This is a genomic window from Psychrobacter sp. TB15 (assembly GCF_000511655.1).
Lineage (GTDB): Bacteria > Pseudomonadota > Gammaproteobacteria > Pseudomonadales > Moraxellaceae > Psychrobacter > Psychrobacter submarinus.
In genome coordinates this window covers 140,157-167,129 of sequence record NZ_AYXN01000031.1, presented here as the reverse complement: position 1 = coordinate 167,129, position 26,973 = coordinate 140,157, and the positions used below count along the sequence as shown (strand labels likewise).

Below are 26,973 nucleotides of genomic sequence, written 5' to 3'. Positions count from 1 at the left end.
CTTAGATTAACACATGAAGTGCAATACCAAATGCAAGGTGAAAAAAAGACCTAGATGCGCTAGCATCAAAGTTTTTATCCACCGACCAAAGTGAGATTGCAACCATGAGCTATACACATCTAAGCCTAGGTGAACGATACCAGATTTATGCCCTTAAAGGGGCAAAACATAGTATTAATTTTATAGCGAGGGTGTTAAACAGAAGTCCCAGTACCATATCAAGAGAGCTTAGGCGTAATAAAAGCCTACGAGGTTACCGAGCAAAGCATGCTAATAACAAGGCTTGTGACAGACGGGCTAACAACGCCACAACTATTGTGACTGACCTCTGGGCATGGGTGACAGACAAGCTTAAAGAGAACTGGAGTCCTGAGCAAATATCTGGCGTTCATGCTGGTATCAGTCATATGAGCATTTATCGCTATATTTGGCGTGATAAGAGGCAGGGCGGTACATTGTGGCAGTGTCTCAGACGTAAAGGAAAACCATACCGGCAGCGTCTAACCGCTGAGACTCGAGGCCGTATCAATGACAGAGTCTCGATTCATGAGCGCCCTTGTATTGTTGAAGAACGCTCACGTATTGGAGATTGGGAAGCGGATACCGTTATCGGTCAGCATCACAAGCAAGCGATTGTCACGCTCGTTGAACGTAAAACGGGGCTGCTGAAGATGAAGCGTGTGGGTCATAAAACAGCACAGCAAGTATCAGAGGCAATGATAGAACTCTTAGCGCCAGTGAGGTTGCAGGTTAAGACCATTACCTCTGACAATGGTAAAGAGTTTGCTCAGCATAAGAAGGTGAAACAAAAGCTCTTTAGCCCTTTCTTCTTTGCCGATGCTTATGCGTCATGGCAGCGAGGAACCAACGAGAATACCAATGGCCTTATCAGAGAGTACTTGCCTAAGGGTTGTGACTTTAGACAAGTCTCTGATAATGAAATACAGGACATTGAGAACAAACTAAACAACAGACCAAGAAAACGATTAGGGTTTAAGACGCCTATGCAGGCGTTCTATAATATTAATTAGCGTTGCACTTGGTGTGTTAATCTAAGTAAATAATAACTATAATTCCAGTGAAGGAAAGTTTGAGACATCAAATAACAATAGCACTTAATAGCACACTATTAAAGTGAATCTAAGCAATCATAATGATAATACCAGCAAGCTAAATTAACGTTACGAATAAAAGAGGTGGTCCATGAAGACTATTGCATTTTTATTACATAATAACTTTGAACAAGCTGAGTACGAAGAGGTCAATAATAAGCTTAAAGACAAAGGTTATAAGACACTGCTCATAACAACCAACGATGACAAAGAAGTTCAGGCGATGAATCAGGATGTCAATAAGGGTGATACGTTCACTGCTGATATCTTTGCCAAAGAGGCGAATACCGATGAGTACGATGCTTTAGTATTGCCGGGTGGTACCGTTAACGCTGATACCATTCGTGGTAACGAGCAAGCCCATAGCATCATAAAAGCTATTAATGACAGCGATAAGACTTTAGCTGTTATCTGTCATGCGCCTTGGACACTTATTAATACTGGTATTGCTAAAGGTAGAACCTTGACGGCCTATCATTCCTTACAGACAGATTTAGAGAATGCCGGAGCAACTTTCGTTGATGAAACCGTGCAGGTCGATGGTAACTTAATCACTTCACGCAACCCAGATGATATTGATAATTTCGTTGAAGCTATCGATAAAGCACTGTCTAAATGAGCCGTTTTTTACAGATACTAATACATTCTAAAAATTAGATAATTTTGATAACCAATCATTTAACAATGATAACTTAACTTACAGAGGATATTATTATGACACAGCCTAACCCAAACGATACTAAGCTTGAACAGCAGCGTTCAGAGTCAGCAGAAGCGTCTCTTAAGAGCCAGACAGAAGACAACCACACGACAGATAGTGAAGCTGCAGCAGATCGTATTGCTGATAATGTAAAAGAAGCTAAGAAAGATAAGTAATAGCTTAATTTTCAGTAAGTATTCATTGAATGCCAAGACAACAACAGGTCAACGCAATCAGATAGGGAAATAATATGGATAAGTCAGAGAAAAACATGGACACAGAAGAGCAGCGGATCGAAAAGCTAGCTGACGACATCAACCCAAAAGAAGATAAGAGTCCTGATAGCTTAGCCGAGGCAACAACTGCCCCTTTAGATAATGATGCTTTAGGCGGAACTGCTAAAGAAGACGATCTGAATAAAAAGTAAGCTAACTGATAACTATCGATACTTTTGCCATGTCTACTCTAGTTTATATAATTTAAACTACAAATAGCTTAGAGTGGACACGGCTTAAATTGTAAACGGTTCAAACTACTGCGAATAATTGCTGCTAGTTGAGCCGTTTTTTGTTATACTAGCGCCAAGTTTTAATAGGGAAGGCTTATAGTCTTTAGACTACAGACTTACCATTACGATAATTTTATCAACGTCATGGTTTCACCGACTTGGTATTGCTTATATCTTAAATTGAAGCTAACCACCTAAGCTTGCTTGTCAATAGGGTAACTCTAGTAATGCAGGGTTGCCCTGAATGAGAAGTGGGCTATTTTATTTACTTTATAGTTTGATAACCGTTCAAATTGATTGAATAAGTTATTTAACTCTTAGCATTGCTGGAGACTATTATGCTAACGAATACCGATCGCGAACAAATCATCGCCCAATACCAACGCGGCGAAAACGATACTGGCTCACCAGAAGTACAAGTTGCTCTATTGAGTGCTCGTATCAACGATCTACAGAACCATTTTAAAGAGCACAAAGGCGATCATCATAGCCGCCGTGGTCTTATCCGTATGGTTAACACTCGCCGTAAACTACTTGATTACCTAAAAGGTAAAGATCTTGGTCGTTATTCTACTTTGATCAACCAGTTAGGTCTGCGTCGTTAATTTAACCTCTACCGATAAGGTAGATGAGATTAATACAGCAAGACTTGAGCAGTATAAGACGGTGTGGAATAGTTTCACACCGTTTTTTTATGCCGTATGGATAGTTGACCCATTATCATTATTTGAAGTGGTAAACCAGATTGTAAAATAGCAGAGGTCGCAAAGCCTGTTATGACAATAACCAGTCGCTAACATAAAGAGTGCTTAGGGTTGCAATTAATTGGTCAATGGCCACAAATCTCTGTAAAATAGGCGATGGTATAAAAGTGCTATCAAGATTATTGATACTAGTAGCGTTATCAAGTTTATAAAGAAGTAAAATATAATATATGGATTTTTATTCAGTGCCAGTACTTGCACATTAGTTAATATAAGCACATAAGTTACTATAGGCGCGGTGGAGCTTGGTTTGTTTAGCTTATCGATAGTCGTCAGGCGCCAAAGCATTTATTAAAAGTTTTAACGAGCGATACGCGCGCTGTTTATACAGGCGACTATCATTTTCGTCATTCAACATTAGGAAAAAATTTATATGTCAAACCAGTCAATGTTTAATACCATTACCCGTGAGTTTCAATATGGCGACCAGCAAGTCGTTATCGAGACTGGCCGTGTTGCCCGTCAAGCAAACTCTATTATGGTACATATGGGCGGTGTTACGGTTTTAGTTGCAGCGGTCGTCAAGTCTGACGCTAAAGAAGGTCAAAACTTCTTCCCGTTGACCGTTAACTATCAAGAAAAAATGTATGCTGCGGGTAAAATCCCAGGCGCTTATGGCAAACGCGAAGGCCGTGCTAGTGAAAACGAAACCTTAACCTCACGTCTTATCGACCGTCCGATTCGTCCGTTATTCCCTGAAGGTTATGTCAACGAAGTTCAAATCACAGCGACGGTTGTCTCGTCAGATAAGACTCAGTCTGCTGATATCGCAGCCCTCATTGGTGCTTCAGCGGCACTGGCTATCTCTGATGCGCCATTCAATGGCCCTGTAGCAGCGGCGCGTGTTGGCTTTATGAATGGCGAATACGTCCTAAACCCAACACTTGAACAGCTCGAAGAGAGTGATCTTGATCTAGTGGTTGCTGGTACTAAGTCTGCTGTACTGATGGTTGAATCTGAGGCCGCTGAGCTCTCAGAAGATCAAATGCTTGGTGCGGTACTCTACGGTCATGAGCAGCAGCAAATTGTCATCGATAATATTATCTCGCTAGCTGAGGAAGTCGGTACGGCTAAGCAGCAGTATGAAGCACCAAAGACCGATGAGAAGCTAGAATCTGCTATGAAAGAGCAGTTCGGCGCGCAAGTGGCTGATGCTTATAGCATTAAAAACAAGCAAGATCGCTACACGAAACTTGATGAAATTAAAGACGCCGCTATCGAAGCGCTAGCAGGTGATAGCGAGTCTGAGGACTACAGTAGCAAAGTCGCTGAGCTAAAAGACATCTATAATGACCTTAAGTATCGTACGGTACGTGACAACATCTTGTCAGGTAAGCCGCGTATCGACGGCCGTGATTTGGATACTGTGCGTGCGCTAGACGTACAAGTTGGCGTGCTTCCTTATACGCATGGTTCAGCATTATTTACTCGCGGTGAGACTCAGGCGCTAGTGACCACCACTTTGGGTAACAGCCGTGATGTCAATATGATTGACTCATTAGCGGGTACGATCCGTGATCATTTCATGTTGCATTATAACTTCCCGCATTTCTCAGTGGGCGAGACCGGCCGCGAAGGCATTCCAAAGCGTCGCGAGATTGGTCATGGTCGCCTAGCGCGCCGCGGTGTGCAAGCGATGCTACCAGACAGCGAACGCTTCCCGTATGTCATCCGCGTGGTATCAGAGATCACAGAATCAAACGGTTCTTCTTCTATGGCTTCTGTTTGTGGTGCTAGCCTTGCCTTGATGGACGCAGGCGTGCCACTTAAAGCACCAGTCGCTGGTATCGCTATGGGTCTAGTGAAAGAAGGCGAGCGCTTTGCGGTCTTATCTGACATCTTAGGTGACGAAGATCATCTTGGAGACATGGATTTTAAGGTTGCTGGTTCTAAAGACGGTATCACCGCCCTGCAAATGGATATTAAAATCGAAGGCATTACGCCGGACATCATGGAGCAAGCGCTTAAGCAAGCTCATGCGGGTCGTATCCATATCTTAGATGCAATGAATAAAGTACTGCCTGAGAGCCGTACTGAAATCAATGCGCATGCACCGAACTATGCAGTGATTGAGATCAACCCTGATAAGATTCGTGACGTCATCGGTAAAGGCGGCGCGATGATCCGTCAGCTAACTGAAGAGACAGGTGCTGTCATCGATATCGATGATGCTGGTACCATCCGTATCTTTGGCGAAAACAAAGCCGCAACCAAAGCCGCTATCGGTAAAATCGAAGCGCTTACTGCTGAGGTTGAAGTCGGTAAAACTTATGAAGGTACTGTCGCGCGTATCGTAGACTTTGGCGCATTCGTGAACGTCTTACCAAATACAGATGGTCTGGTACACATCTCACAAATCGCTGAAGAGCGTGTCGAGAATGTTTCTGACTATCTATCTGAGGGCCAAACCGTTAAAGTCTTAGTACAAGACGTCGATAACCGTGGTCGCATTAAGCTGACTATGAAAGGCGTTGAGCAAGATGCCGCTGCTGAATAAATAGTTTTAGCTCAATCTAATTGAGTACAAATACAAAAACCGCTCTAGCTTCATAGTTAGGGCGGTTTTTGTATGGGTTTTGCTTCTGAATAATATGATGAAAGTAATTTGTACTTTACAATGTTGAGTGTCGTAAGCTGCACGCAACATCCTGCTAAATTAAGTTAAAATCACCGCTATTTAAGAAAACTTATAAAACACGGTTACTCCTTATGATGCAACAAATCTTGGATGACATTACCGCCCAAATGGCGCTAGAGACAGAGCGCGGAAAAGTGGCAGATTACATTCCGCAGCTCGCCCATGTCGACCCCAATCAATTCGGCATTGCTGTTGCGACCCCGGATGGGCAAATGTACTCGGCAGGCGACGCCAAAACGCTGTTCTCTATACAAAGTATTTCCAAAGTATTTACATTAACCCTTGCGCTGAGCAAACTCGGCAGCGCGCTTTGGCGTCATGTCGGCCGCGAACCTTCGGGTGATCCTTTTAATTCGATCACTATACTAGAATATGAATCGGGCAGGCCGCGCAACCCTTTTATCAATGCAGGCGCCATTGCTGTGGTCGATGCGATAATGCTCGGACGCGAGCCCACAGAAATATTAGATGAAATATTGCAGTTTGTGCACTTTATCGCAGACGATGAGACGATCTGCTTTGACTACAAAGTAGCGACGTCTGAGATTGACCACGAAGATCGCAACGCGGCGCTTGCGCATTTTATGAAATCCTTCGGTCATCTACAGCACAATGTCGATAACATTCTCAACACTTATTTTTATCAATGCTCGATTGCGATGAGCTGTGAGCAGTTGGCCCGTGCCGGTCTGTTTTTGGTCTCCAATGGCGTCAATCAACCCACAGGGGCAAAGGTAATCAGCCCGCAGCAATCTAAGCGGATCAATTCGTTGATGATGATGTGTGGTCACTATGATGGCTCTGGAGAGTTTGCTTATCAGGTGGGTCTACCGGGTAAAAGCGGCGTCGGTGGCGGTATTCTTACCATAGCACCAGGCAAAGGCGCAATTGCAGTATGGTCACCGGGCCTAAATTCAGTCGGCAACTCGAAACTTGGGACCAAAGCTTTAGAGCTACTCGGAGAGCAGACAGGCTGGTCTGTTTTTTCAAAATAATTAAGCTCTAAGGGCTTGTTGGTAGCAATAATATGTCAAAGATTTTGGATATAAAAAACCACTAGTGGCGATATATAGAATAAAGTTCTTTTAAAACGTTAACGAAAAATCCAATGCCGAATGCTTAAAAGTAAACATCCGACATTGGATTCGTAGCACTTTAAACTTCGAAGCTGATCAATTAAAGGGATTATTCTTGGTCTAGCTGATCGATCATACCTTGATACTTGTCCTTACGAGCGACAATCTTTTCGCGTCTCTCTTCTGCCGTCGCGATGAGGTTTTTTGCAACTTCTAAGCTTTTATCAAACGCAGCCAGTTCAAGGTCTGCAGCATCGACAAGTTTACCGAGCATCATAGCCGTCGCTTTTTCAGAGACGTCTTGAGTCATGCCGCCAGTATCAGAGGTCAGGTCATCTTTGAGCTTTGAGGCCCACTGATAAATACCTGCCATAGCTGAGCTAGATTTGTCCTCTTTATCAGCACTATCTTTCTTGCCAGCTTTACTGTCTTGCGAGTCTTTATCATCTTCGCTAGGTTTAGACTTCTCTTTATCACTGCTAGCTTTGTTTTTAGCATTGTCTGCTTTATTAGACGTTTGCTCTTTATCAGTGTCTTTATCTTTGCTCGCTTTTTGCGACTGGTCATCTTTGTCATTATTCGATGTTTGGTCGACTGACTGTTTTAGATCTTCGATGCTGTCTTTAGTTGAACTGTCTTTAGCCGAGCTGTCTTGACTATCTTCTTCAAAATCATGCGCTTCGTTATACTCTTCAAAGTCGCCATCTTCATAGACCACAGTATCGTCTTTGACGACTTCTACGCCTGTAACTGTATCATTATCATAAGACTGCGTCTGATCTTGATTTGCTTGAGTTTGATTAGAGCTATTATTGTTGTTTGACATTGTTGTTTATCCTTTATAAAAGTGAGTTAAGATTTATCTCATACTCTTAAAAAGGATGTTAAGGGATGATCTGAGCTTAAACAAGGTGTTGATATCAAACTACTATTTAACGGCTACAGAAGTAAACACGATAAGGAGTTGCTGCATATACAGTAACTCTTTACTCGTATATGACAACATAAATAAAGAGCGCTCTGCGGCAGGTTTATCGAGAGTATATCCTACTATGGGTTGTCAGCGATGAACTGTGCTAATAACTCAGCTATATGCTCACCTTGATCTTCTTGCAAAAAATGACCGGCGTTAGCAATTGTAGTATGCTTTTGACCTTTGGTACCTGGTATCAGCTTTTGCATAATTTTATCTCCGCCTGCAGTCACAGGGTCGGAGTCCGCAAATAGAGTGATAAAAGGCTTAGTCCATTGACCAAGCTTGCCCCAAGCGGCGCGGTTAGCCTCTGAGGCGGGATCATCAGGCGTCGTTGGCACTAGTATAGGGAACTGCCTTGCGCCTTCTTTGTAGGTCTCATTAGGGAAGGGCGCGTTGTATGCATCTATGGTCGCCTGTGATAATTCAGTAGTTGTACCGCCGTTGATGATACCGCCAACATGAAACTCTGGCGTGTCCTGTGAGAACTGCTGCCACTGACGAAAGCTCTCACCAGGGTCATGATCGCCGGTGGGAAGCATGGTGTTGCCAGCCGCGACTCTCGCAAAGCGCTCAGAGTTATCCGCGACAAGTCGTAGCCCAATCAGACCGCCCCAATCTTGACAAAACAGAGTGATATTTTGCAAATCTAGCTGCTCCACTAGCGATTGCATCCAGTCAACATGGCGCTGATAAGTGTAGTCGGTACGTGAGGCCGGCTTGTCCGAGCGCCCAAATCCTGGCAAGTCCGGCGCGATAACACGGTGTCCCGCTGCGGTCAGAATCGGTATCATTTTGCGATACAGGTAGCACCATGACGGCTCACCATGCAGTAGTAATATAGGGTCAGCGTCTTTATTACCTTCATCTAGATAATGTACGCGCAGCTCGCCGCCGTCGCCATCAGCAACCATCAAATAATTTGGCGCAAAATCGAAGTCAGGTAGATTATCAAAATGCGAGTCGGGAGTTCTGAGGGTTTTCATAGACAGTCCTTTTGTCAGAAAATTATAATACTGTAGATCGCGACGCTTTATATCAAAATGCTTTAAGTCGCGGCATTCGTCGCCGCTTAACGACAGTCTCGCTCGTCGCTTTAGTCATTAAGTAGTAAGCACTGTTTTTAGCATATTTTGATTTTACTATACAGGGTATTTTACAAAACACGCTTTGAACACGGGTGATGAGTCAAAATTATACAATAGCCACTTTGTAAAGTAGCCTCCTTTATAGCGAAAGGCTCTTAGGAGTATGCACTGCAATACGTAATTTAGGGAGCGCTTGCAAGTGCTGATTAATCAAGGGTAGAACCACTGAATGCCAATCCAAAGGAAGAGCCGTCGTCTCTGTCGTCAGACCAGTACGGTTAGGTTCAGTCCTATTAGCAGAGCTAGAGGCGAGGAGGGGACGCGCTAATAAAGCGGCTTTGCGGACGCCTTGATAGCGAATCAGCGGCATCAGCTGCTGTTGCAGATCTATCAAAGCTGCAGTGAGCCAGCGGGTGCGAGCAGAATGATAAGGGTGATCAGAGATGACTAAATTGGCAATGTAGTTTGGCTGATTACCATTATGCGCGGCGCTAAGACCGGCAAGCTCACGTTGACGCTTGTGTAGTAAGCAGCTGCCAACCATTAGGCTGCCATCACGGCACGCGCGATGGTAACGCTGATAGTTGTCAGGATAAAGCGTCTTGCAGCGCGTTAATACTGAATCTAACAGGACGCCAGCGCTATTGACGGGTAAGATAAGGACTTGCGCGTTACTGTTCAAAATAGGCGTATGGGTTTGCTCGATAGTAGCCATGACGATAGTCCTATTGTTGATAGCTTTGATAAGTCAGCGCTTACTAACTAGATTATCATTGAGCCGCTTGCTCTGCTTCTAATTCAGCGATTTGTCGTTCGAGTAATTCGATTTGCTGCGCTTTCATTTGCATCAAGCTCTTAGTCATCTCAATTTGCTCAGCATCGATGTTCTCCTGCTCTTTTAGGCGCTGATGCTCATCAGCTAAGCGGTCGATCTCTTCTTTGGCGAGCGTATCAGTCTCTGGTATAGGTGCATCGGTAATAGCCTTCGAGCTCGGTATGGCTACATTCGATTTATTCTCAGTGGCATTATCTTTACTAGCGCTCAAATTTTCATCAACAATACTGTCATTGCTAGAGCCATTAATAGCATCATTATCACTCTTGGTATCCGACTCGATAATAGCATCTTCTGCGCTAGGGTCTGTACTAGGGTCGGCAGAGCGAGCCGCTTCATTTTGCTGAGATACTGTCGGCGGCGCGACCATAGGTGCGACTGTGGTATCAGAAGAAGGCTGCGACCAAAACAGATAGCCGATGATAAGAATAGGCAAAAGTAATATCGCCACTAGCCATTTTTTATGACGTGGTTTTGCAGACTGGTGTTTTTTGCCTTTGCTAAAGGTAGAATGTGGTTTTTTGGAAGTCATACGCTTGCCAGTGGCTACTAGAAGTCAGGTGGCTATACTATAACAAAACTATAGCAAACTAAAAGTAAAAAGCCTATCTGTTGATAGGCCTTGAGAATAAAGACAGAATTATAAAATACTTATTGCTGCGCTCAAGGTTTAAACTTAACTGTACCATGAGTGCCAGTCGGCATAGCATCGCGTGCTAGCTGATCCTCAAGATGTTTTTTTGCGCTGACCTCATCAGAATCAGGGCGACGCTCGCTATGATCGCACTGGGTGCATTCGATATATTCATCCGCTTCCGGAACGAATATATTGACTTGCACAATAGCATCTAACGCTTGACATTTAGGACAGCGCACCCCTGCCAAAAATCGGCGTTTAGGGCGCTCAGATTGATAACGCATTAGCCGGCCTCATTTGATATCTGTGTATTGGCAGCTTTGCTATCTACCATGTCAAAACCGCTATGGCGCAGTAAAGCGTCAATACTCGCGCTGCGACCACGGAAGTTCTCGAAATTGGTTTTAGCAGGCAAGCTGCCTCCTACTGACAGTATGGTATCGCGAAACGCTTTGCCAGTACTGGGATTAAAAATACCTTCTTCTTCAAACTTACTAAACGCATCAGCAGATAATAGCTCAGCCCATTTATAAGAATAGTAACCCGCCGCATAGCCGCCTGCGAAGATATGGCTAAAGCCATTGGCAAAGCGGTTATAATCAGGCGTATCCATGATAGCGATATCGGCGCGTACCGCGTTTAGTGTCGCTAAAATACCTTCGTAATCGGGCGCGGGCGTTTGCGCGTGAATGAGTAAATCAAACAAAGCAAACTCGACTTGGCGCAGCGTTTGCATACCGCTTTGGAAGTTTTTGGCGGCAAGCAGGGCGTCAAGTTTGTCTTGCGGTAGCGGCTCGCCCGTCTCGACGTGACTGCTAATAAGCGCAATCCCTTCAGAGTCCCATGCCCAGTTCTCCATAAATTGGCTCGGCAGCTCGACGGCGTCCCATTCCACACCATTGACGCCGGCCACATCGCCGACGCTCACTTGTGTTAGCAAATGGTGCAGACCATGACCGAACTCATGAAATAGGGTCAATACTTCATCGTGAGTGAGTAAGCTGGGTTTACCGGCGAGGGCTGGTGTAAAGTTACCGACCATAAAGCACACAGGCAACTGCTCATAACCCTCATTATCATAGCGATAGCGCGCTTGGAAGCCACTCATCCAAGCGCCGCCGCGCTTACCACTGCGCGCAAACAAATCGAAATAAAACCCACCAATCAAGCTATCATCGCTATCGAATAGCTGATAAAAGCGCACGTCATTGTGCCAAAGCGAAGCGGACGTATTCGCTTCATTATCCGCTGAGTCTTGCTCAATAACGGTGATGCCATAAAGTCGCTCAACAATGGCAAATAATCCCTCAATGACTTTGGGTAAAGGGAAATAAGGACGTATGGCTTCTTGGGATAGATTGAACTTATTTTGCTTCACTTTTTCGGCGATATAAGCGTTATCCCAAGGCTGTAAGTCGGTAATACCATACTCTTTGGCACACTCTTGTAACTGCGCTAGATCTTGCTGGGCAACGGGTGTTGCCTTGGCCGCTAAGCTGCGTAAAAACGTCTCGACCTCAGCGACGTTATCCGCCATCTTCGTCGATAGTGACACCTCGGCATAGTTATCAAAGCCAAGCAGCGCCGCTTTTTGTTCGCGTAGCTGTAGGATGTCACTCATGATATCGGCGTTGTTTAACGACTCACCTTTGGCGTTGGTATGAGTATCAAACTCTGAGGCGCGCGTGACATAAGCTTTGTATAAAGTTTCGCGGAGCTGACGATCATCGGCGTGTGTCATCACGGCTAAATAAACAGGAATATTGAGCGTCGCCACATAATAAGGCGTCGGCAGCGCATCGATTTCAGCTTGCGTTAGCTTATCACAGGCCAGCTGATGAGCCTTATACTGCTCGCCTGCATCGGCTAGCAGACCAAGACCGCTCTCCGTTACCCCTGCCAATTGCTCATTTTGTAGAGGCAAAGCATAAGCTTGGGTTGCATCCAAGATGTGATCGGAGAAAGTGGCGGACAGAGTCGATAGCTTGCTTTGAATAGTGGCAAACTGCTCTTGCTGCGCTTTTGGCAGCGCTACCCCTGATAGCTCAAACCTTTGTAGCGCCAAAGCAATCGCCCGTGTGCGCGCAGGCTCAAGCTGAGAGTAGAGCTCTGTATCCTCAGCGATCGCTTGGTAGCGCTCAAAAAGCGGCTTGTGCTGCCCAACACGAGTACCATAAGCCGATAACATCGGTAGCAACTCGTGGTGCACGTGGCGAATATCATCATTACTCATCACGCTATTAAGATGCGACAACACGCCCCAACTACGATCTAGTGCTAAATTAATATGATCGAACTGCATGATATCATCAAGCGCTTGTTCCGCGCGTATCGGGGTAGAGTCTTGGTCTTGAGAGGCACTGAGCTGATCCAAAAAGTCATTGGCTTCATCGATAGCTTTCGTGACTTGTTGTTGTAAATGATTAGGCGTTGCTGAAGGAAAATCAACAAGGCGCAAATGGGTCGCTAAAGCAGTCATAAAAATATCCAAAGTAAGGGTTAAAAATAGGTATAAGATAAAAGATGGGTATGTTTGGTGGAGAATGCAAGCCGCAAGCTTTTATAGCTATAGCGAATTATAGCGAGTGTTTTTCGCATACTATGTCATGGCTCTGATGCTATAGCTCGTGCCCAATAAGTCGATATGTTAATGACGTCCTGCTATTGGCACGAACGCTTATTGCTGCATTTTTGATGGGATTGAGCGATAGCCAGCGGTATGATGAATCTAGGATTTATTTTAATTTGCTTACAAAGCCTTATCATTTGCTTGCAAAGCAACCATATAGCTTATAGAGTGAAATTGCTAGCATCATAATTGTTAAGACAACAATCACTTAAAGATAAACACTAAAAGACAATCACCAATAGAAAAGCACTGAAAGACTAGCACTAAAAAACAAAACTACTAGAAAACAAACGATAATAAAATAAGGAGCATGATTTATGAAAGCGACGCTTAAGAGTTTACGCGAAACCAAAGCAAACCCTGCGGTAAGTATCTTTGTCAAAACCCACCGTGAGCATCCTGCAAACGAAAAAGATCCTATTGCCCTAAAGAACCAGCTAAAAGTTGCCGAAGACCGTCTAAATAAAGAATATGATAAGCAGACCGCAACAACGATTTTAGAAGGTATTCACGCCAAGATAGATGAATTAAATCATAATTATAACCTCGATACTCTAGCTATCTTTGCAAGTACAGATGATGTACAAGTGGTGCGTATGCCTATAGATACGACTGAGCGGGTAGTCATCTCCGATAGCTTTGCAACACGTGATTTAGTCCGTGATATGGCAAGCGCAGTACACTTTTATGCGGTGGTCATTACCCGTAATATGGCGCGCTTGATTGAAGCCTCTAATGATCGCGTAGTAGCAGAGTTTCAGCCTGAGGATGATAAGCAAAACAATATGGAAAACATACCTTTCCCTATTGATAACAACGGCTTATATATGACTAGCGATGGTGGTTCGGATCGTTCATCAAATAACGAAAGCAGCCATCTAAAAGAGTTCTTTAACCAAGTCGATAAAAGCGTACAAGAGCTATGGGGTGAGCATAAGCTACCTCTAGTTATCGTCGGTGATGCAAAAAATATCGGTTACTATAAAGAAGTCTGTGACCGTCCTGATAATATCATCGCTACAGTATCCAATGTGACCAATCTAGATGATGGCAGTGCTCAGCATATCATCGATAGTGTGCAAGAGTCGGTGGAAGAGTATCGCAGCTCATTACATACTGAGGCGATGGGCGAGATTGACAAAGCACGCGGTGCCAGTATGCTACAGACTGACCTACAAGAAGTCTATCGCAGTGCCTTTCAAGGCGCCGGCGAGACCCTATATGTGCGTCGTTGGTACATCCAGCCAGCTAAGATTGACGAAAAAGCGCAGTCTTTAACCCCTGTAGATGATGCATCGGGAGAAGGGGTTACTGATGATGCGATTGGCGTTATCATCGAGCACGTTATGCATAACGGCGGTGATGTTATCTTCTTACCTGAAGAGATTATGGGTGAAGATCAGCCGATCGCTCTGGTTACTCGCTACTAGTCAGCGTCCATGAAGTCATGATTAATGAATAAGTCATGGCCATAAAGCGTAAATAGATCTAAACAGAGCATTGGTTCGCTACGGATCAATGCTCTTTTATCTTAACCCTATGGTTAGGTAGTGGTTTCACTATCAATTTATGAGACCCATCCCTTTTCTTAGCTCAAGAATGCCAACTCTATGACTACACAATCTTTTATTTTAACCAGTTACAACATACATAAAGGCATGTCGCCACTGAATCGGCAGGTCAAAATGCAAGGTATTGCCCAAGCATTAGAGTCCATCGGTTCTGATGTACTGTGCTTACAAGAAGTGCAAGGCCAAAATCTCAAACGCAATATGCAATACAATGAGTATCCCGATCAGTCGCAGCATGAGTGGTTTGGTGAATATCTGCAACTACAAAACAGCTATGGCAAAAACTCAGAGTACGAAAACGGTCATCACGGTAATGCAGTATTAAGCCGCTTTCCATTAGATCCTAAACACAATGTCAATATTACGGTGAATAAACTGGAGCAGCGCGGGGTACTACATTGCGAAGTACAGCCTTTAGGGTGGGAGAAGCCACTAGTTATCTTGTGCGCGCATTTGAACCTCTTTGAGCGCGATAGAGTTAAGCAGTACGAAGCGATTAGTCAATATATGCGTAACGAGATCGATGATGATCAGCCGCTTATTTTGGCCGGCGACTTCAATGATTGGAAGCGGATGTCTTGCGATAGACTAGCTTCTAATCTAGGCATGATAGAAGCGTTTAGACACTGTCATGGCAAGCTGTCTCCAACCTTTCCTGCTAAGCTGCCAGTACTCAGTCTGGACCGGATATATGTGCGTAACCTAAAAGTCAAAGACGCGTGGGTGCACACTGGCAAGCCTTGGTCTACCTTGTCTGATCATCTACCGATTAGCGCTGAGTTTACACTGGTTTGAGCGTATATATAGCCTATACGAAACAGTATAGGCTACTACTGATCGAAAAATGACAATCATTTAAGAATAACAAGCACCTAAAATAAATCGAAAACACAAGGAAGATAATTATGTCTACTGTCTCACTGCCTACTAGTCAACATGCCGTTGTCATCCGTGAATTCGGCGAGCCTGAAGTTATGAAGTATGAGGAGGGTATCGATGTTCCTCAGATTGACAAAGAACAAGTATTAATTAAAGTGGCTTATGCCGGTATCAATCCGGTTGATTATAAGACTCGCCAAGGCAAAGGCTGGGGGGCTGACAACATTCAAAAAAATCAATTCGATCATAATCAGCCGGCTATCCTAGGTTTTGATGTAGCAGGAGAGGTGGTCAAAAGTAATAGCGCTGATTTTGCAGTAGGTGATAAAGTAGCTGCGCTAAGCTTTGATGGCAGTTGTTATGCCCAGTACGTTGTCGTTGATAGCAAACTACTGGCTAAAGTTCCGGACAACGTCAGCTTAAAGCAAGCAGGCGCTTCGCCTTGTGCCGGACAGACGGCGCTACAGTTTGTGCAGTTTGCTGATATAAAGGCAGGCGAGCATGTAGTAATGAATGCGCCAGCAGGCGGTGTGGGGCAGCTAGTCGTGCAGTTATTGATGAAAAAAGCGGCACAAGACAATATCAAGCTTACCGTGATTTGCTCGCCTGAGAAGTATGACAAGCTTGATCGTTTGATTGATAAAAGCAAGCTTGCCGGCTGGATTGACTACACCGAAGATAAGGCTTTTCCAGATCTACAAGCCGATGTATTACTTGATTTAGTCGGTGATGATGCTGGGGTAAAAGCACTAAGTACCCTGAAATCTGATGGCCGAGTTTATGTATTGCCTACTATCTGGGTGGATAAACTCAAAGCCGCTGGCAGTGAGGCACTCACTATCGAAGGTTATGCGGTTAAGCCTAATGGCGAAGATATGGCAAGCGTCTTGCAGCAAGTTGCTGATGGTACTCTCAAGCTGCATATTCAAAACAGCTATCCTTTATCAGAGACGGTAGCGGCTCATACTGAGCTGCAAAAGGGCGATACCTTTGGCAAGATCGTCTTAGAAGTCTAAGTTTAAAGCAACCATAATCAGTATAAGTACAGCAAAGCTAGATAAAGAGAGCCTTTATCTAGCTTTTTTAGATCGTCAGCAAAGCTAAAATTATCGCTATCGAAGTCGTGTTTCTAACTAAACAGTAGTCGCTGTTTTAGCCCGTTAGTTTTTATCACCAAGGATCATACGTCGAAATGTCAGACTAATTCGGCCTTCGCTGACCGTTTTAGTCTTAGTAATAGTGTGCTTCCAGTGGCTTTGGGTTTCGCCATGCATGACAATCAACTGCCCGGACTCAAGATAAAGCTCGACTTTGACGGGCTTATTTTCATGCCTATTCTTTTTATGTTTAAAAACAAACTTACGGGTAGCGCCTAGTGACAATGCCGCGATGATAGGCTGACTCCCTAGCTCCTTTTCGTCATCGGCATGGTAGCCCATACCTTCACTACCGCTCGGATAGTAGTTGAGCAAGCAGGAGTTAAAAGTCACAAAGATACCAATGCTAGCTAATTGCTGCTCAACAAGCTGTTTCACGTGAAAAACAGACTTTGTCCAAGGTACAGCTTGCCTTGTGTGACCCGAATACTGATAGCTCAAGCCCTCATCTCCCATCCAAACGATTTGCCGCTTGGTGATATGTGTTTTACCAAATAAAGTGACGATATCGGCCTGCCAAGGCAGCTCATGCAATAAGGTCTGATAGAGGGTGTCGCTATCTTTGATTACCACACCGAAATCATTAACCTTACCGTCATAAGACAAGAGATTATCAGTGGGATGTGGCGTGAATAGATCCATCATAAGCTAAAATTTTAACGATTAATTCCACGATTAAACTGTTGCACAATAACCTCAGCGCATTGCTTTGGAGCTTCTATAGGCAATAGATGGCCGTTCTCTGGCATGATATGCAGCTGATTGGCAGGAACGAACTTTTTCCAATTACGGCGCACTTTATCATTGATAAAAATAGTCGGCTTACCAATAATAAGCTGGTAGGGGACAGCTGTTTTAGCCAGTTTTTTCAGCGCATCATCAATATAAGGAATACCAAAATAGTTGGCAATCTCTTGCTTAGGACTAAAGATAAAAGTATAACGATTATCTGCTTGCTGAATTAAGCTTTCTTTGGCAAATAAATACAGGTCATTATCAGCGACACGCCGATAAGCGTTTTTTTCACGTAGACTATCGTAGTACTCATCGATACTGACCCAAGTTGCCTTTTTGGTTAATGCGCTTTTGAAGGGCTGGCGCTTTAGTTTGATACTGCGAGGTATCAGCTTATAAAGCAGCGCTTGTGATTTGGTAAAAGTGACAGGCTCGATAAGGTACAGCTCAGAGAACAAATCAGGGCGTTTGGCGGCGGCCATAGCGGTAGCGGTAGCACCTTGCGAATGACCAATACCGATGACAGGACCGTCTTGAGTCTGCTCCAAAAACTTGATCAATAAATCAGCATCTTGCTCGCGGGTTAACACTTTTGCTTTAGGTTTATCATACCAATAGCCGCGCATGGCAAGCGCGCTGATATCAAAATCTGTGGCAAGCTCCGACAATAGCGGCTTGTAATTACCTACCGTAAAGCCATTACCTCCATAAAAATGCGCTTTGGGGCGAGCAGAGCCACGTTTAGTGGACTCATTTAAATTGCCCGAAACCAAATCGTTTAGAGTCAAATTGCTTAGAGTATAGTAACGCGCTTGCTTATTATCCAGAGTAATACGTTTAGCAAATTCTTCCATGATGCTAGAGCCTTTTTTATCATAAGAATTAAGTTTAAATCGTTTGGTTTTAGGGCTGAAGCTTGCAAGCCAAAATTAGCTCTCTGCGCCCAAAAACCCGCCACTTTGACGCTGCCAAAGCCCAGCATAAACGCCGTTTAATGCTAGCAGCTCTTCATGACTGCCTTGCTCGATAATACGCCCGCGATCCATCACCACTAGCCTGTCGAGCGCGGCGATAGTGGAGAGGCGATGGGCAATGGCGATAACGGTTTTGCCAGTCATGATGTCGTTGAGACTTTCAGTAATAGCATATTCAATCTCAGAGTCGAGCGCGCTAGTGGCTTCATCTAATAATAAGATCGGTGCATTTTTAAGCATGACGCGCGAGATCGCGATGCGTTGGCGCTGCCCGCCTGAGAGTTTAACGCCGCGCTCACCGACTTGGGTATCAAGGCCGGTATTGCCTTTATCATCATACAGATCTTTGATGAAATCCCAAGCCTGCGCTTGCTTAGTGGCAACAATAATCTCTTCGTCAGAAGCATCAGGTCGACCATAAGCGATGTTTTCGCGGATCGTACGGTGCAGTAGAGAGGTGTCTTGCGTGACCATACCGATCTGCGCACGTAAGGAGTCTTGCGTGACTTCATCGATCGCTTGGCCATCAATACAGATCTTGCCGCTATCGACATCGAAGAATCTCAACAGTAGGTTGACTAAGGTTGATTTACCCGCGCCTGAGCGTCCGACGAGACCGATTTTTTCTCCTGGTTTAATATCTAGATAAAAATTATCTAACAGTTTTACTTCTGATTTGGTTAAAGCGCTGGAAGGCTTAATCTCATCGATGCGCTCGCCTTCAAGATCCGTCACATTCTCACTCTCATAGCTAAAGTCGACATGATCAAACACGATATGTCCGTCTGTGACTTTGAGCTCCTGCGCATTCGGCACATCAACGATAGTTTGCGGAGCAGATAGGGTGCGCATGCCGTCTTGTACCGTACCGATACTCTCAAACAGACTGGCCGTTTGCCACATAATCCAGCGTGTTAGACCGTTTAGACGTAGCGCCATTGCTGTCGCCGCGGCTATAGCGCCGACACCGACCGCGCCTTGTTGCCACAGATATAGCCCGATACCGGCGGTGCTACTGACTAAAATGACGCTGATAAGATGGGTGGAGACTTCTAGATAGCTGACCCAGCGCATCTGCGCGTGTACGGTGCCCAAAAACTGCCCCATGGCATTTTTGGCGTAGCCTAACTCCCGGCGCGAATGGCTGAACAACTTCACCGTCATGATGTTGGCATAAGCATCAGTGATCCGTCCTGTCATTAAGGCGCGGGCATCGGCTTGTACGATAGCTGTGCGTTTGAGCCTAGGAATAAAAAACCAAATAGCTAGCGCGACCAAAACGAACCAAACGACAAAAGGAATCAGTAATAAGCTATCTAAGTTAAATAAAATGACGCTAGTAGTAATAAAATAAACCGTGACATAGGTAAACATATCAGCAACGGTGAGCACCGTATCGCGCACGGCGAGTGCGGTTTGCATCACCTTTGCTGAAACGCGGCCTGAGAATTCATCTTGATAAAACTGCATCGATTGACCCAGCATGCGCTGATGAAAGCGCCAACGCATCTGCATCGGAAACACGCCTTGCAAGGTCTGAAAGTGGATAAAAGATGTCAAAGCAATCCACACCGGACTTGCAAGCATGACAGCGAGCATTAGCAGTAGCATATCGCCTTTTTCAGCCCATAGCATCGCCGGCGTATAGATACCAAGCCAATCGACGATATTGCCGATCCAGGCAAATAGCATCGCTTCATAAACGCCAATGCCTGCCGACAAAATGACAAACAGCAGTAGCCAGCCGCGCAGACCTGTCGTACACGCCCACAGAAACTTTAACAGCCCATCACGAGGTGAGGGCAATGGCATAGGGGTGTCAGGAAAGGCGGATAAGCGGTTTTCAAAAAAACGAAATAGTGCGTTCATAAGTAATAGCAGTACATAAGGATGGTGTAGTAAAAGAAGCGTAGCCTAAATTGACACTGAGATGGGATGGCTAAATTGGGCTCTATTTTAACAAACTTAGCACTCTCTCTTGCTGCCTAATTGTAATTTGTCTACGCCGCTACTGGTGATATGACCATGAAATAGACCGAGTCAAAATTAGTCATTGCTAGTTTAGAAATATATGGTTACATTTAGTCTTTTATTATAAAAGACGGTATCACTGTATCGCTAGATAACAAAAACTAAGGGTTAGAATTAATGATTTATTTAATTATAGCGGTGCTATGTAGCGTTGCTGTTTCTGTACTGCTAAAGGTGCTACGCCAAAAAGATATCGATATTCGCCAGACCATTGTCGCAGGCTATCCTGTGGCTTTTTTATTGACTTTAGTCTTATTAAAGCCTGACATCAGTGCTATCGATACTTTGGGCACAGCTTGGGGCATTATCATTGCACTAGGTATATTACTGCCCTTAGTGTTTGTCATATTAGGCCGTGCTATCGCCGCTATCGGTATGGTTGCGACCGATGCCGCTCAGCGCTTATCGCTGATTATCCCGATTATCGCTGCATTTTTATTGTTTGGCGAGGTATTGACGGGTACGCGTATCTTTGGCTTAGCGCTTGGGTTTTTGGCTTTAGGTGCGCTCGTTTACCGCCCGCAGTCTGTAGCTAATGGCAAAGATAACCATAACGCCGCTGCTTCTTTGACTGCGTCTGCTCATCAAGGCAAGGCGCTGTCCAAAACGCCACTATGGTTATTTGGCGTGTGGGCAGGCTACGGTATTATTGATATTTTATTTAAGCAAGTAGCGAAGCAAGGCGCGGCTTTTCCATTGACGTTATTTGTCAGTTTTGGCTTAGCAGGATTGTTGTTATTTATCTATTTACTGATCACTCGCGTGCGCTGGCAAGGTAGTGCCTTGCTCGCAGGGCTGCTACTTGGCGCATTGAATATGGGTAATATCTATGCTTATGTACGTGCCCATCAGGTACTGTCTGAGTCGCCTAGTATTGTCTTTACCGGAATGAATGTTGGGGTCATCACTGTCGCGACTTTAATAGGTGTTGGCGTGTTTAAAGAGCAGCTGAACCGCATCAACATGCTGGGCATCATATTAGCGATCAGCTGTGTGGCAGTATTATTTCTAGCTTAGAGCGTTTTTAATACCCCTTACAGGCTTTGATATTTTTGCGCTCGTTTTACATTGCAATAATAGGCACGTCGCTTGTGCTATGGTAAGGTAATTTATAAACTATTTGGCTTGTTATCTGACACTTATATAGCCGTCTATAGTGTTATGAGCGCTCGCTTAACCTTTATCTTTTTTGATTTTACTCACAACTATAGGATGCATTTGCAATGGACTATCAAAAACAACTAGAAAAAATAAAAAACGGCACAGGCTTTATTGCAGCTCTTGATCAAAGCGGTGGTAGTACGCCAAAAGCGCTAGAAAACTACGGCGTTACAAGCGCTGATTATAGCAATGATGAAGAGATGTTCGATCAAGTACATCAAATGCGCGCGCGGATTATGACTTGTGACTGCTTCGATGATAAGCGCGTTTTAGGCGCGATCTTGTTCGAGGACACCATGGAGCGTGAGGTTGAAGGTAAACCGACTGCAAATTATCTTTGGGAAGATAAAAACATTGTGCCGTTTTTAAAAGTAGATAAGGGCTTAGCGGAGCAGATGAGTGGCGTACAGGTCATGCGCCCGATGCCAAACTTAGACTTACTACTTGATAAAGCCAAAAAGTATCCGATATTTGGCACGAAGATGCGTTCGGTCATCTATGAGCCTAGCGTCGATGGTATCGAAAAAGTAGTGCAGCAGCAGTTTGATGTCGCTAAGCAAATTATCTCTAAAGGCTTTATGCCTATCGTTGAGCCAGAGGTCAACATCGATAGCGCCGAAAAGCATGAGTGCGAATTGTTATTAAAAGCGGACATCTTACGTAACCTCGATCGTCTAAATGACGATCATCAAGTGATGCTGAAGCTGACCTTGCCAGAAGAAGGCGGGTTTTATCAAGAGCTGATTGACCATCCAAAAGTGCTTAAAGTGGTGGCGCTCTCAGGTGGCTATAGTCGTCAAGATGCTTGTGATAAGCTTGAAGAAAACCCTGGTATGATTGCCAGCTTCTCACGTGCTTTTACTGAAGGCTTGAGTAAGCAGCAAAGCGATAAAGAGTTTGCCGATACCATTGATGCCTCTATCGATAAGATTTATAAAGCATCACAGATTTAAGCACTCTTATCAAGTGAATTGCCTATTAAAAAAGCGCTACTGATTAGTAGCGCTTTTTTATGGGACAAAAATTAATTTTGATTATCATACCTCTTTATACAGCTGACGGCCTTCACTATGGTATTTTTCAGTCATCTCTTTCATACCTTGCTCAATCTCAGCGGTGCTCATAGCGTCTGCGCCTAGACTTTCTTTAGCATCCAAACCTTTAGCGTACTCGCGGACGTTTTGGGTGATTTTCATTGAGCAAAACTTAGGGCCACACATGGAGCAAAAGTGCGCTGATTTGTGCGCGTCTTTAGGCAGCGTTTCGTCATGATATTCACGGGCGGTATCAGGGTCGAGCGCTAGATTGAACTGATCATCCCAGCGAAACTCAAAACGCGCCTTAGATAAGGCATTATCGCGAGCTTGCGCGCCCGGATGACCTTTGGCTAGATCAGCGGCATGCGCGGCGATTTTATAAGTAATAATGCCGTCTTTGACGTCTTTTTTATTCGGTAGGCCTAAATGCTCTTTTGGTGTTACATAGCACAGCATAGCAGTGCCAAACCAGCCAATCATTGCCGCGCCAATAGCACTAGTGATATGATCATAGCCGGGTGCGATATCGGTGGTCAGTGGCCCTAAGGTGTAGAACGGCGCATCATTACAGAGCTCAAGCTGCAAGTCCATATTTTCTTTGATGCGGTTCATCGCCACGTGCCCTGGACCTTCGATCATTACCTGCACATCGTGCTGCCAAGCGATTTTTGTCAGCTCGCCAAGCGTACGCAATTCGCCAAATTGCGCTTCGTCATTGGCGTCTTGTAAGCAGCCAGGACGTAGACCATCGCCTAAGCTAAACGCCACATCATACTGCTTCATAATCTCGCAGATATCCTCAAAATGGGTGTATAAAAAGCTCTCTTTATGATGGGCTAGGCACCACTGCGCCATGATCGAGCCACCACGCGAGACGATACCCGTTAAGCGATTGGCAGTGAGCGGCACATAACGCAGCAGCACGCCTGCGTGAATGGTGAAGTAATCGACGCCTTGTTCGGCTTGCTCGATAAGCGTATCACGGAATATCTCCCATGTAAGGTCTTCAGCGACGCCATCGACTTTCTCTAATGCTTGATAAATAGGCACCGTACCGATGGGTACCGGCGAGTTACGAATCAGCCATTCACGAGTCTCATGAATATGGTTACCTGTCGACAAATCCATGATGGTATCCGCGCCCCAGCGCGTTGCCCATGTCATCTTTGATACTTCTTCATCGATAGACGAACCGAGTGCTGAGTTGCCGATATTGGCGTTAATTTTTACTAAGAAATTGCGCCCGATAATCATCGGCTCAGACTCAGGATGATTGATGTTATTGGGGATGATTGCGCGACCAGCCGCGACCTCGCTACGTACAAACTCAGGGGTAATCACTTTTGGCGTATTAGCGCCGAAGCTCTCGCCGTCGTGCTGACGCATGTCAGTCAGCTCATGCTGCTTTTGCGTCTCGCGAATGGCGATATACTCCATCTCAGGGGTGATAATACCGCGGCGCGCGTAGTACATTTGCGTGACATTGCCGGCTTTGCCCTCACTAATTTTTGCGCGGCGCGGCTTATCGATATGGGCAAAGCGTAGATTGGCTGTGGTGATATCACGCGCACGCGCTTGCCCGTATGAGCTGGATAAACCGCTTAATTGTTCGGTATCACCGCGCTCGGCTATCCAGCCCTCGCGCAGTTTGGGCAAGCCGCGGGTTAGATCGATATCGACATTGGGGTCGGTATAGACGCCTGAGGTGTCATAAACATAAAAAGGTGGGTTTTGCTCCCAGTCGGACTCATCAACGCCCTGAATAGGCGTGGAATCCAGCGTGATCTCGCGCATGGGTACTTGGATATCAGGCCTTGAGCCTTGGATATAGACTTTACGAGAAGCAGGGAGAATGCGGTGCAGGTCACGCGCGTCTTCTTCAAAACGAGTGTCTTGTTGATTACGATGGGCCGGAGTTTTTAGTGCATCCGCCTTTTTGTCAGCGGCGTTTTGTTGGGTCTTTGGAGGTACGGTTGAGGTTGTCATATGCTGTCCTAGCGTGTTGTTTTGAATAAAATCAACACCGCCAGTCGCTGCGGGGATAGCATTCGTTATCTAGGCAAGTTGAGCTTATGAGCAATCGCTAGCGACTAAATCAAAAACCATCTAGCTGCAAATAATTGTCATCGAGCTATGGACGACGCTTGATATCCGCTTTGATTACTTAGCCATGCGTACATTAAGGCTAAAAGTAACCGGGATAAAAAGGCATTTCTGCCCGTCCTTTGTCATAGATAATAAATGCTGAAGACTTCCCTGCGTCGGTACTAACCGCATCAGGTTCGGCGGGTGATCTCTCAGCGAATGTACAAAAGCTTTTTAGCTTATTGTACAACGCACCCCGAGTCTGTCAGTGTTGTCGTGTTTTGAGCTAGTAAGCTTAATACTAGCAGTTTTGATAGTAGCAAATTTGGCTCATAATATATAGCCATTTGCATAGTTTGCTTATAATGGATTAGTTTGCTTGCAGTAAAGAGCTAGGTTTATTTCTCAGGTGTCCAGCCCTGCGCGCGCTCATAATCCTCGTTATCTAAGAACTTCTCACGCTGCTCAGTTAAGAACTTCTTTGCTTCTGGGTCCATCATACTTAGATGGTTTTCGTTGATCAGCATGGTTTGCTGCTCAAGCCACTCCTTCCATGCTTTGTCAGAGACAGTGTCTTGTAGCTCTTGGCCTTTTTTGTTAGGAAAAGGCGGATGCGGCATTTTTGGCAAATCTTGCTGGTACTTACGGCAAAATACAGTGTTGGCTTGCGGATTAAAAGTCTCCGTCATGATGTGCTCCTCATTCATTATGTTTATTGGGCTATAGATGTATCCTCCTATGATAACGGTCTTGGCAAATTTAGCAAAGACTATCGGGTGTAGCAACAGTAACTGTCTATAAACAAGCATGAAAAAACCCACCGTATTGGCAGGTTTTAAATAACAACGAAAGCAAAAGCTCAAGTCAAAAACAAAGACTAAGCAAAAGCTTTTAGGCGCGCGCGGCCATTGATCACAGCTTGTTTAACTTGATTGGGCGCTGTACCACCGAGATGATCACGAGCGGCCAATGAGCCCTCAAGCGTTAGATAATCAAAGACGTCATCGCCAATAGCATCACTAAACTGCTGTAATTGTTCTAGTGTTAAATCGCTCAAATCAACACCTTCATCGATAGCGAGCGCAACAGCGTTGCCAACGACTTCATGGGCATCACGGAACGCCACGCCTCTGCGTACGAGGTAGTCTGCTAAGTCCGTAGCGGTAGCGTAGCCTTTCATCGTTGCTTCACGCATAGCCTCAACATTAGGGGCAATATTAGGTAGCATATCGGCAAAGGCGAGAAGTGAGCCTGTCAACGTATCGACACAGTCAAATAGTGGTTCTTTGTCTTCTTGGTTGTCCTTATTGTACGCCAAAGGCTGGCTTTTCATTAAGCTTAGCAGCGTCGTCAACTGCCCAAACACCCGCGCCGCTTTGCCGCGTACCAGCTCTGGCACATCAGGATTTTTCTTTTGCGGCATGATGGAGGAGCCGGTACAGAAGCGATCCGGTATTTTCACAAAGTTAAACTGCGCTGACATCCAAAGGATAATCTCCTCGCTCATGCGCGATAGATGCATCATCAAAATAGAAGCGTTTGAGGTAAACTCAATAGCAAAGTCTCGATCAGAGACGGCATCGAGTGAGTTTTGGCAAATACCCTCAAAGCCTAATAGCTCAGCGGTAATCGTACGATCAATAGGGAAAGTGGTGCCTGCAAGCGCGGCGCTACCAAGAGGCAGCTGATTGATACGGCGGCGCGCATCGACTAGGCGCTCGGTATCGCGGTAGAGCATCTCAAACCAAGCCATCACATGATGACCGAAGCTTACCGGCTGAGCGGTCTGCAAGTGTGTAAAGCCTGGCATAATCGTATCGGTATGCTGCTCAGCTAGATTAAGTAGGCCGCTTTGTAAGCGTACTAACAGCTCAATGATATTATCGGTCTCTTCACGTAACCACAAGCGAATATCAGTGGCGACTTGATCGTTACGGCTACGCCCCGTATGCAGCTTTTTACCCACTGCACCGATGATATCGGTCAGGCGCGACTCGACATTCATATGCACATCTTCGAGCGCAATTGACCAGTTAAAGTCTCCTGCTTCAATCTCGCGTAAGACTTGCTGAAGTCCTTCGATGATGGTGGCAACCTCACTATCGGTCAAAATATTGCACTGACCTAGCATAGTGGCATGAGCGACAGAGCCTTCGATATCATGACGGGCAAAGCGCTGATCGAAGCCGACAGAGGCGGTAAAAGCGGCAACGAAACTGTCTGTTGCTTCACTAAAGCGTCCGCCCCACATCTGCTGGCCTTGGCTACTAGAAGAAGGGCTTGGCTTAATGGCATTTGTGCTAAAATCAGCAGAAGAGATAGAATTATCTGGCATAGGATTACTAGAGTTTGAAGAATTGGCGTTCATATCGGTATAAGACAA

The 26,973-nt window shown here is 45.1% G+C and carries 24 protein-coding genes and 1 riboswitch; of the genes, 12 read left to right on the top strand and 12 right to left on the bottom strand.

Translation table 11 applies throughout. The annotated features are described in order from the left end of the window. Positions 1 to 104: 104 nt before the first annotated feature. From W234_RS13830 to W234_RS0107555, 7 genes are all read left to right on the top strand, one after another. Entirely contained in the window at positions 105 to 1,031 is a 927-nt protein-coding gene (locus tag W234_RS13830) for an IS30 family transposase (RefSeq protein WP_025643743.1), read from the top strand. A 172-nt stretch (positions 1,032 to 1,203) separates the two neighbouring features. Then, positions 1,204 to 1,731: a type 1 glutamine amidotransferase domain-containing protein gene (locus W234_RS0107580; protein WP_025646216.1), complete on the top strand. Its 528-nt coding sequence runs from the start codon at positions 1,204 to 1,206 to the stop codon at positions 1,729 to 1,731. Positions 1,732 to 1,826: 95 nt separating this feature from the next. After that, the gene (locus W234_RS14540; RefSeq protein WP_156923971.1) at positions 1,827 to 1,988 is read left to right on the top strand and encodes a hypothetical protein; all 162 of its coding nucleotides are present in this window, start codon (positions 1,827 to 1,829) and stop codon (positions 1,986 to 1,988) included. 74 nt (positions 1,989 to 2,062) lie between these two features. After that, a complete protein-coding gene (locus W234_RS14665) occupies positions 2,063 to 2,239 on the top strand; it encodes a hypothetical protein (protein WP_198013331.1) in 177 nt (58 codons plus the stop codon). A 419-nt stretch (positions 2,240 to 2,658) separates the two neighbouring features. Continuing rightward, the gene (gene rpsO, locus W234_RS0107565; protein ID WP_051397416.1) at positions 2,659 to 2,925 is read left to right on the top strand and encodes a 30S ribosomal protein S15; all 267 of its coding nucleotides are present in this window, start codon (positions 2,659 to 2,661) and stop codon (positions 2,923 to 2,925) included. Positions 2,926 to 3,472: 547 nt separating this feature from the next. After that, on the top strand, positions 3,473 to 5,581 hold the full coding sequence (gene pnp / locus W234_RS0107560; RefSeq protein ID WP_025646213.1) for a polyribonucleotide nucleotidyltransferase: 2,109 nt from the start codon (positions 3,473 to 3,475) through the stop codon (positions 5,579 to 5,581). A 212-nt stretch (positions 5,582 to 5,793) separates the two neighbouring features. Continuing rightward, positions 5,794 to 6,717: a glutaminase gene (locus W234_RS0107555; protein ID WP_264673173.1), complete on the top strand. Its 924-nt coding sequence runs from the start codon at positions 5,794 to 5,796 to the stop codon at positions 6,715 to 6,717. 190 nt (positions 6,718 to 6,907) lie between these two features. Here W234_RS0107555 and W234_RS0107550 read toward each other — a convergent pair whose 3' ends face one another. The 6 genes from W234_RS0107550 to W234_RS0107520 form a co-directional block, all read right to left on the bottom strand. Further along, positions 6,908 to 7,624, bottom strand: a complete 717-nt coding sequence (locus W234_RS0107550) for a hypothetical protein (RefSeq protein ID WP_025646208.1) — start codon at positions 7,622 to 7,624, stop codon at positions 6,908 to 6,910. Positions 7,625 to 7,848: 224 nt separating this feature from the next. Then, positions 7,849 to 8,757, bottom strand: coding sequence for a haloalkane dehalogenase (locus tag W234_RS0107545; RefSeq protein WP_025646206.1), 909 nt, complete (start codon positions 8,755 to 8,757; stop codon positions 7,849 to 7,851). Between the two features lie 241 nt (positions 8,758 to 8,998). Further along, a complete protein-coding gene (locus W234_RS0107535; protein ID WP_025646204.1) occupies positions 8,999 to 9,574 on the bottom strand; it encodes a hypothetical protein in 576 nt (191 codons plus the stop codon). Between the two features lie 55 nt (positions 9,575 to 9,629). Then, entirely contained in the window at positions 9,630 to 10,226 is a 597-nt protein-coding gene (locus W234_RS13825) for a hypothetical protein (protein WP_037059294.1), read from the bottom strand. Between the two features lie 131 nt (positions 10,227 to 10,357). After that, positions 10,358 to 10,615: a YheV family putative metal-binding protein gene (locus tag W234_RS0107525; RefSeq protein ID WP_025646202.1), complete on the bottom strand. Its 258-nt coding sequence runs from the start codon at positions 10,613 to 10,615 to the stop codon at positions 10,358 to 10,360. Next, positions 10,615 to 12,810, bottom strand: coding sequence for a M3 family metallopeptidase (locus W234_RS0107520; RefSeq protein ID WP_025646200.1), 2,196 nt, complete (start codon positions 12,808 to 12,810; stop codon positions 10,615 to 10,617). The genes W234_RS0107525 and W234_RS0107520 overlap by 1 nt, the downstream gene beginning before the upstream one ends. A 467-nt stretch (positions 12,811 to 13,277) precedes the next feature. Here W234_RS0107520 and W234_RS0107515 point away from each other — a divergent pair, with 467 nt between their 5' ends. The 3 genes from W234_RS0107515 (at position 13,278) to W234_RS0107505 (ending at position 16,426) form a co-directional block, all read left to right on the top strand. Then, positions 13,278 to 14,390, top strand: coding sequence for a hypothetical protein (locus W234_RS0107515; RefSeq protein WP_025646198.1), 1,113 nt, complete (start codon positions 13,278 to 13,280; stop codon positions 14,388 to 14,390). Positions 14,391 to 14,570: 180 nt separating this feature from the next. Continuing rightward, positions 14,571 to 15,326 (top strand): endonuclease/exonuclease/phosphatase family protein, encoded by a 756-nt coding sequence (locus W234_RS0107510; RefSeq protein WP_025646196.1) that lies wholly within the window; start codon positions 14,571 to 14,573, stop codon positions 15,324 to 15,326. Positions 15,327 to 15,436: 110 nt separating this feature from the next. Next, entirely contained in the window at positions 15,437 to 16,426 is a 990-nt protein-coding gene (locus W234_RS0107505) for an NADP-dependent oxidoreductase (protein WP_025646194.1), read from the top strand. A 144-nt stretch (positions 16,427 to 16,570) separates the two neighbouring features. Here the strand turns inward: W234_RS0107505 and W234_RS0107500 are convergent, their stop codons facing one another. From W234_RS0107500 to W234_RS0107490, 3 genes are all read right to left on the bottom strand, one after another. Then, positions 16,571 to 17,212, bottom strand: coding sequence for an alpha-ketoglutarate-dependent dioxygenase AlkB family protein (locus tag W234_RS0107500; RefSeq protein ID WP_025646192.1), 642 nt, complete (start codon positions 17,210 to 17,212; stop codon positions 16,571 to 16,573). Positions 17,213 to 17,223: 11 nt separating this feature from the next. Further along, positions 17,224 to 18,156, bottom strand: a complete 933-nt coding sequence (locus W234_RS0107495; protein ID WP_025646190.1) for an alpha/beta fold hydrolase — start codon at positions 18,154 to 18,156, stop codon at positions 17,224 to 17,226. A 75-nt stretch (positions 18,157 to 18,231) separates the two neighbouring features. Further along, entirely contained in the window at positions 18,232 to 20,145 is a 1,914-nt protein-coding gene (locus W234_RS0107490; protein WP_025646188.1) for an ABC transporter ATP-binding protein, read from the bottom strand. Between the two features lie 279 nt (positions 20,146 to 20,424). Between W234_RS0107490 and W234_RS0107485 the strand changes: the two genes are divergently transcribed. Then, the gene (locus tag W234_RS0107485) at positions 20,425 to 21,324 is read left to right on the top strand and encodes a hypothetical protein (RefSeq protein WP_025646186.1); all 900 of its coding nucleotides are present in this window, start codon (positions 20,425 to 20,427) and stop codon (positions 21,322 to 21,324) included. A 206-nt stretch (positions 21,325 to 21,530) separates the two neighbouring features. Beyond that, on the top strand, positions 21,531 to 22,421 hold the full coding sequence (locus tag W234_RS0107475) for a fructose bisphosphate aldolase (RefSeq protein ID WP_025646184.1): 891 nt from the start codon (positions 21,531 to 21,533) through the stop codon (positions 22,419 to 22,421). Between the two features lie 84 nt (positions 22,422 to 22,505). Here W234_RS0107475 and thiC read toward each other — a convergent pair whose 3' ends face one another. The 3 genes from thiC to argH form a co-directional block, all read right to left on the bottom strand. Next, a complete protein-coding gene (gene thiC / locus W234_RS0107470; protein WP_025646182.1) occupies positions 22,506 to 24,491 on the bottom strand; it encodes a phosphomethylpyrimidine synthase ThiC in 1,986 nt (661 codons plus the stop codon). Positions 24,492 to 24,741: 250 nt separating this feature from the next. Further along, positions 24,742 to 24,859: riboswitch (TPP riboswitch) on the bottom strand. Between the two features lie 129 nt (positions 24,860 to 24,988). Next, positions 24,989 to 25,279: an oxidative damage protection protein gene (locus W234_RS0107465; RefSeq protein WP_025646180.1), complete on the bottom strand. Its 291-nt coding sequence runs from the start codon at positions 25,277 to 25,279 to the stop codon at positions 24,989 to 24,991. Between the two features lie 188 nt (positions 25,280 to 25,467). Beyond that, positions 25,468 to 26,841, bottom strand: a complete 1,374-nt coding sequence (gene argH / locus W234_RS0107460) for an argininosuccinate lyase (RefSeq protein ID WP_025646179.1) — start codon at positions 26,839 to 26,841, stop codon at positions 25,468 to 25,470. Positions 26,842 to 26,973: the final 132 nt, after the last annotated feature.

Bases quoted from the DNA above. Each gene is read 5' to 3' on its own strand.
- W234_RS0107505 (WP_025646194.1), top strand. From the start codon at position 15,437: ATGTCTACTGTCTCACTGCCTACTAGTCAACATGCCGTTGTCATCCGT.
- W234_RS0107515 (WP_025646198.1), top strand. From the start codon at position 13,278: ATGAAAGCGACGCTTAAGAGTTTACGCGAAACCAAAGCAAACCCTGCG.
- W234_RS0107495 (WP_025646190.1), bottom strand. From the start codon at position 18,156: ATGGAAGAATTTGCTAAACGTATTACTCTGGATAATAAGCAAGCGCGT.
- W234_RS0107510 (WP_025646196.1), top strand. From the start codon at position 14,571: ATGACTACACAATCTTTTATTTTAACCAGTTACAACATACATAAAGGC.
- W234_RS0107465 (WP_025646180.1), bottom strand. From the start codon at position 25,279: ATGACGGAGACTTTTAATCCGCAAGCCAACACTGTATTTTGCCGTAAG.
- W234_RS0107475 (WP_025646184.1), top strand. From the start codon at position 21,531: ATGGACTATCAAAAACAACTAGAAAAAATAAAAAACGGCACAGGCTTT.
- W234_RS14665 (WP_198013331.1), top strand. From the start codon at position 2,063: ATGGATAAGTCAGAGAAAAACATGGACACAGAAGAGCAGCGGATCGAA.
- rpsO (WP_051397416.1), top strand. From the start codon at position 2,659: ATGCTAACGAATACCGATCGCGAACAAATCATCGCCCAATACCAACGC.
- W234_RS0107580 (WP_025646216.1), top strand. From the start codon at position 1,204: ATGAAGACTATTGCATTTTTATTACATAATAACTTTGAACAAGCTGAG.
- W234_RS0107545 (WP_025646206.1), bottom strand. From the start codon at position 8,757: ATGAAAACCCTCAGAACTCCCGACTCGCATTTTGATAATCTACCTGAC.
- W234_RS0107525 (WP_025646202.1), bottom strand. From the start codon at position 10,615: ATGCGTTATCAATCTGAGCGCCCTAAACGCCGATTTTTGGCAGGGGTG.
- W234_RS0107485 (WP_025646186.1), top strand. From the start codon at position 20,425: ATGATTTATTTAATTATAGCGGTGCTATGTAGCGTTGCTGTTTCTGTA.
- W234_RS13825 (WP_037059294.1), bottom strand. From the start codon at position 10,226: ATGACTTCCAAAAAACCACATTCTACCTTTAGCAAAGGCAAAAAACAC.
- W234_RS13830 (WP_025643743.1), top strand. From the start codon at position 105: ATGAGCTATACACATCTAAGCCTAGGTGAACGATACCAGATTTATGCC.
- W234_RS0107535 (WP_025646204.1), bottom strand. From the start codon at position 9,574: ATGGCTACTATCGAGCAAACCCATACGCCTATTTTGAACAGTAACGCG.
- W234_RS14540 (WP_156923971.1), top strand. From the start codon at position 1,827: ATGACACAGCCTAACCCAAACGATACTAAGCTTGAACAGCAGCGTTCA.
- W234_RS0107555 (WP_264673173.1), top strand. From the start codon at position 5,794: ATGATGCAACAAATCTTGGATGACATTACCGCCCAAATGGCGCTAGAG.
- W234_RS0107490 (WP_025646188.1), bottom strand. From the start codon at position 20,145: ATGAACGCACTATTTCGTTTTTTTGAAAACCGCTTATCCGCCTTTCCT.
- W234_RS0107520 (WP_025646200.1), bottom strand. From the start codon at position 12,810: ATGACTGCTTTAGCGACCCATTTGCGCCTTGTTGATTTTCCTTCAGCA.
- thiC (WP_025646182.1), bottom strand. From the start codon at position 24,491: ATGACAACCTCAACCGTACCTCCAAAGACCCAACAAAACGCCGCTGAC.
- W234_RS0107550 (WP_025646208.1), bottom strand. From the start codon at position 7,624: ATGTCAAACAACAATAATAGCTCTAATCAAACTCAAGCAAATCAAGAT.
- pnp (WP_025646213.1), top strand. From the start codon at position 3,473: ATGTTTAATACCATTACCCGTGAGTTTCAATATGGCGACCAGCAAGTC.
- argH (WP_025646179.1), bottom strand. From the start codon at position 26,841: ATGTGGGGCGGACGCTTTAGTGAAGCAACAGACAGTTTCGTTGCCGCT.
- W234_RS0107500 (WP_025646192.1), bottom strand. From the start codon at position 17,212: ATGATGGATCTATTCACGCCACATCCCACTGATAATCTCTTGTCTTAT.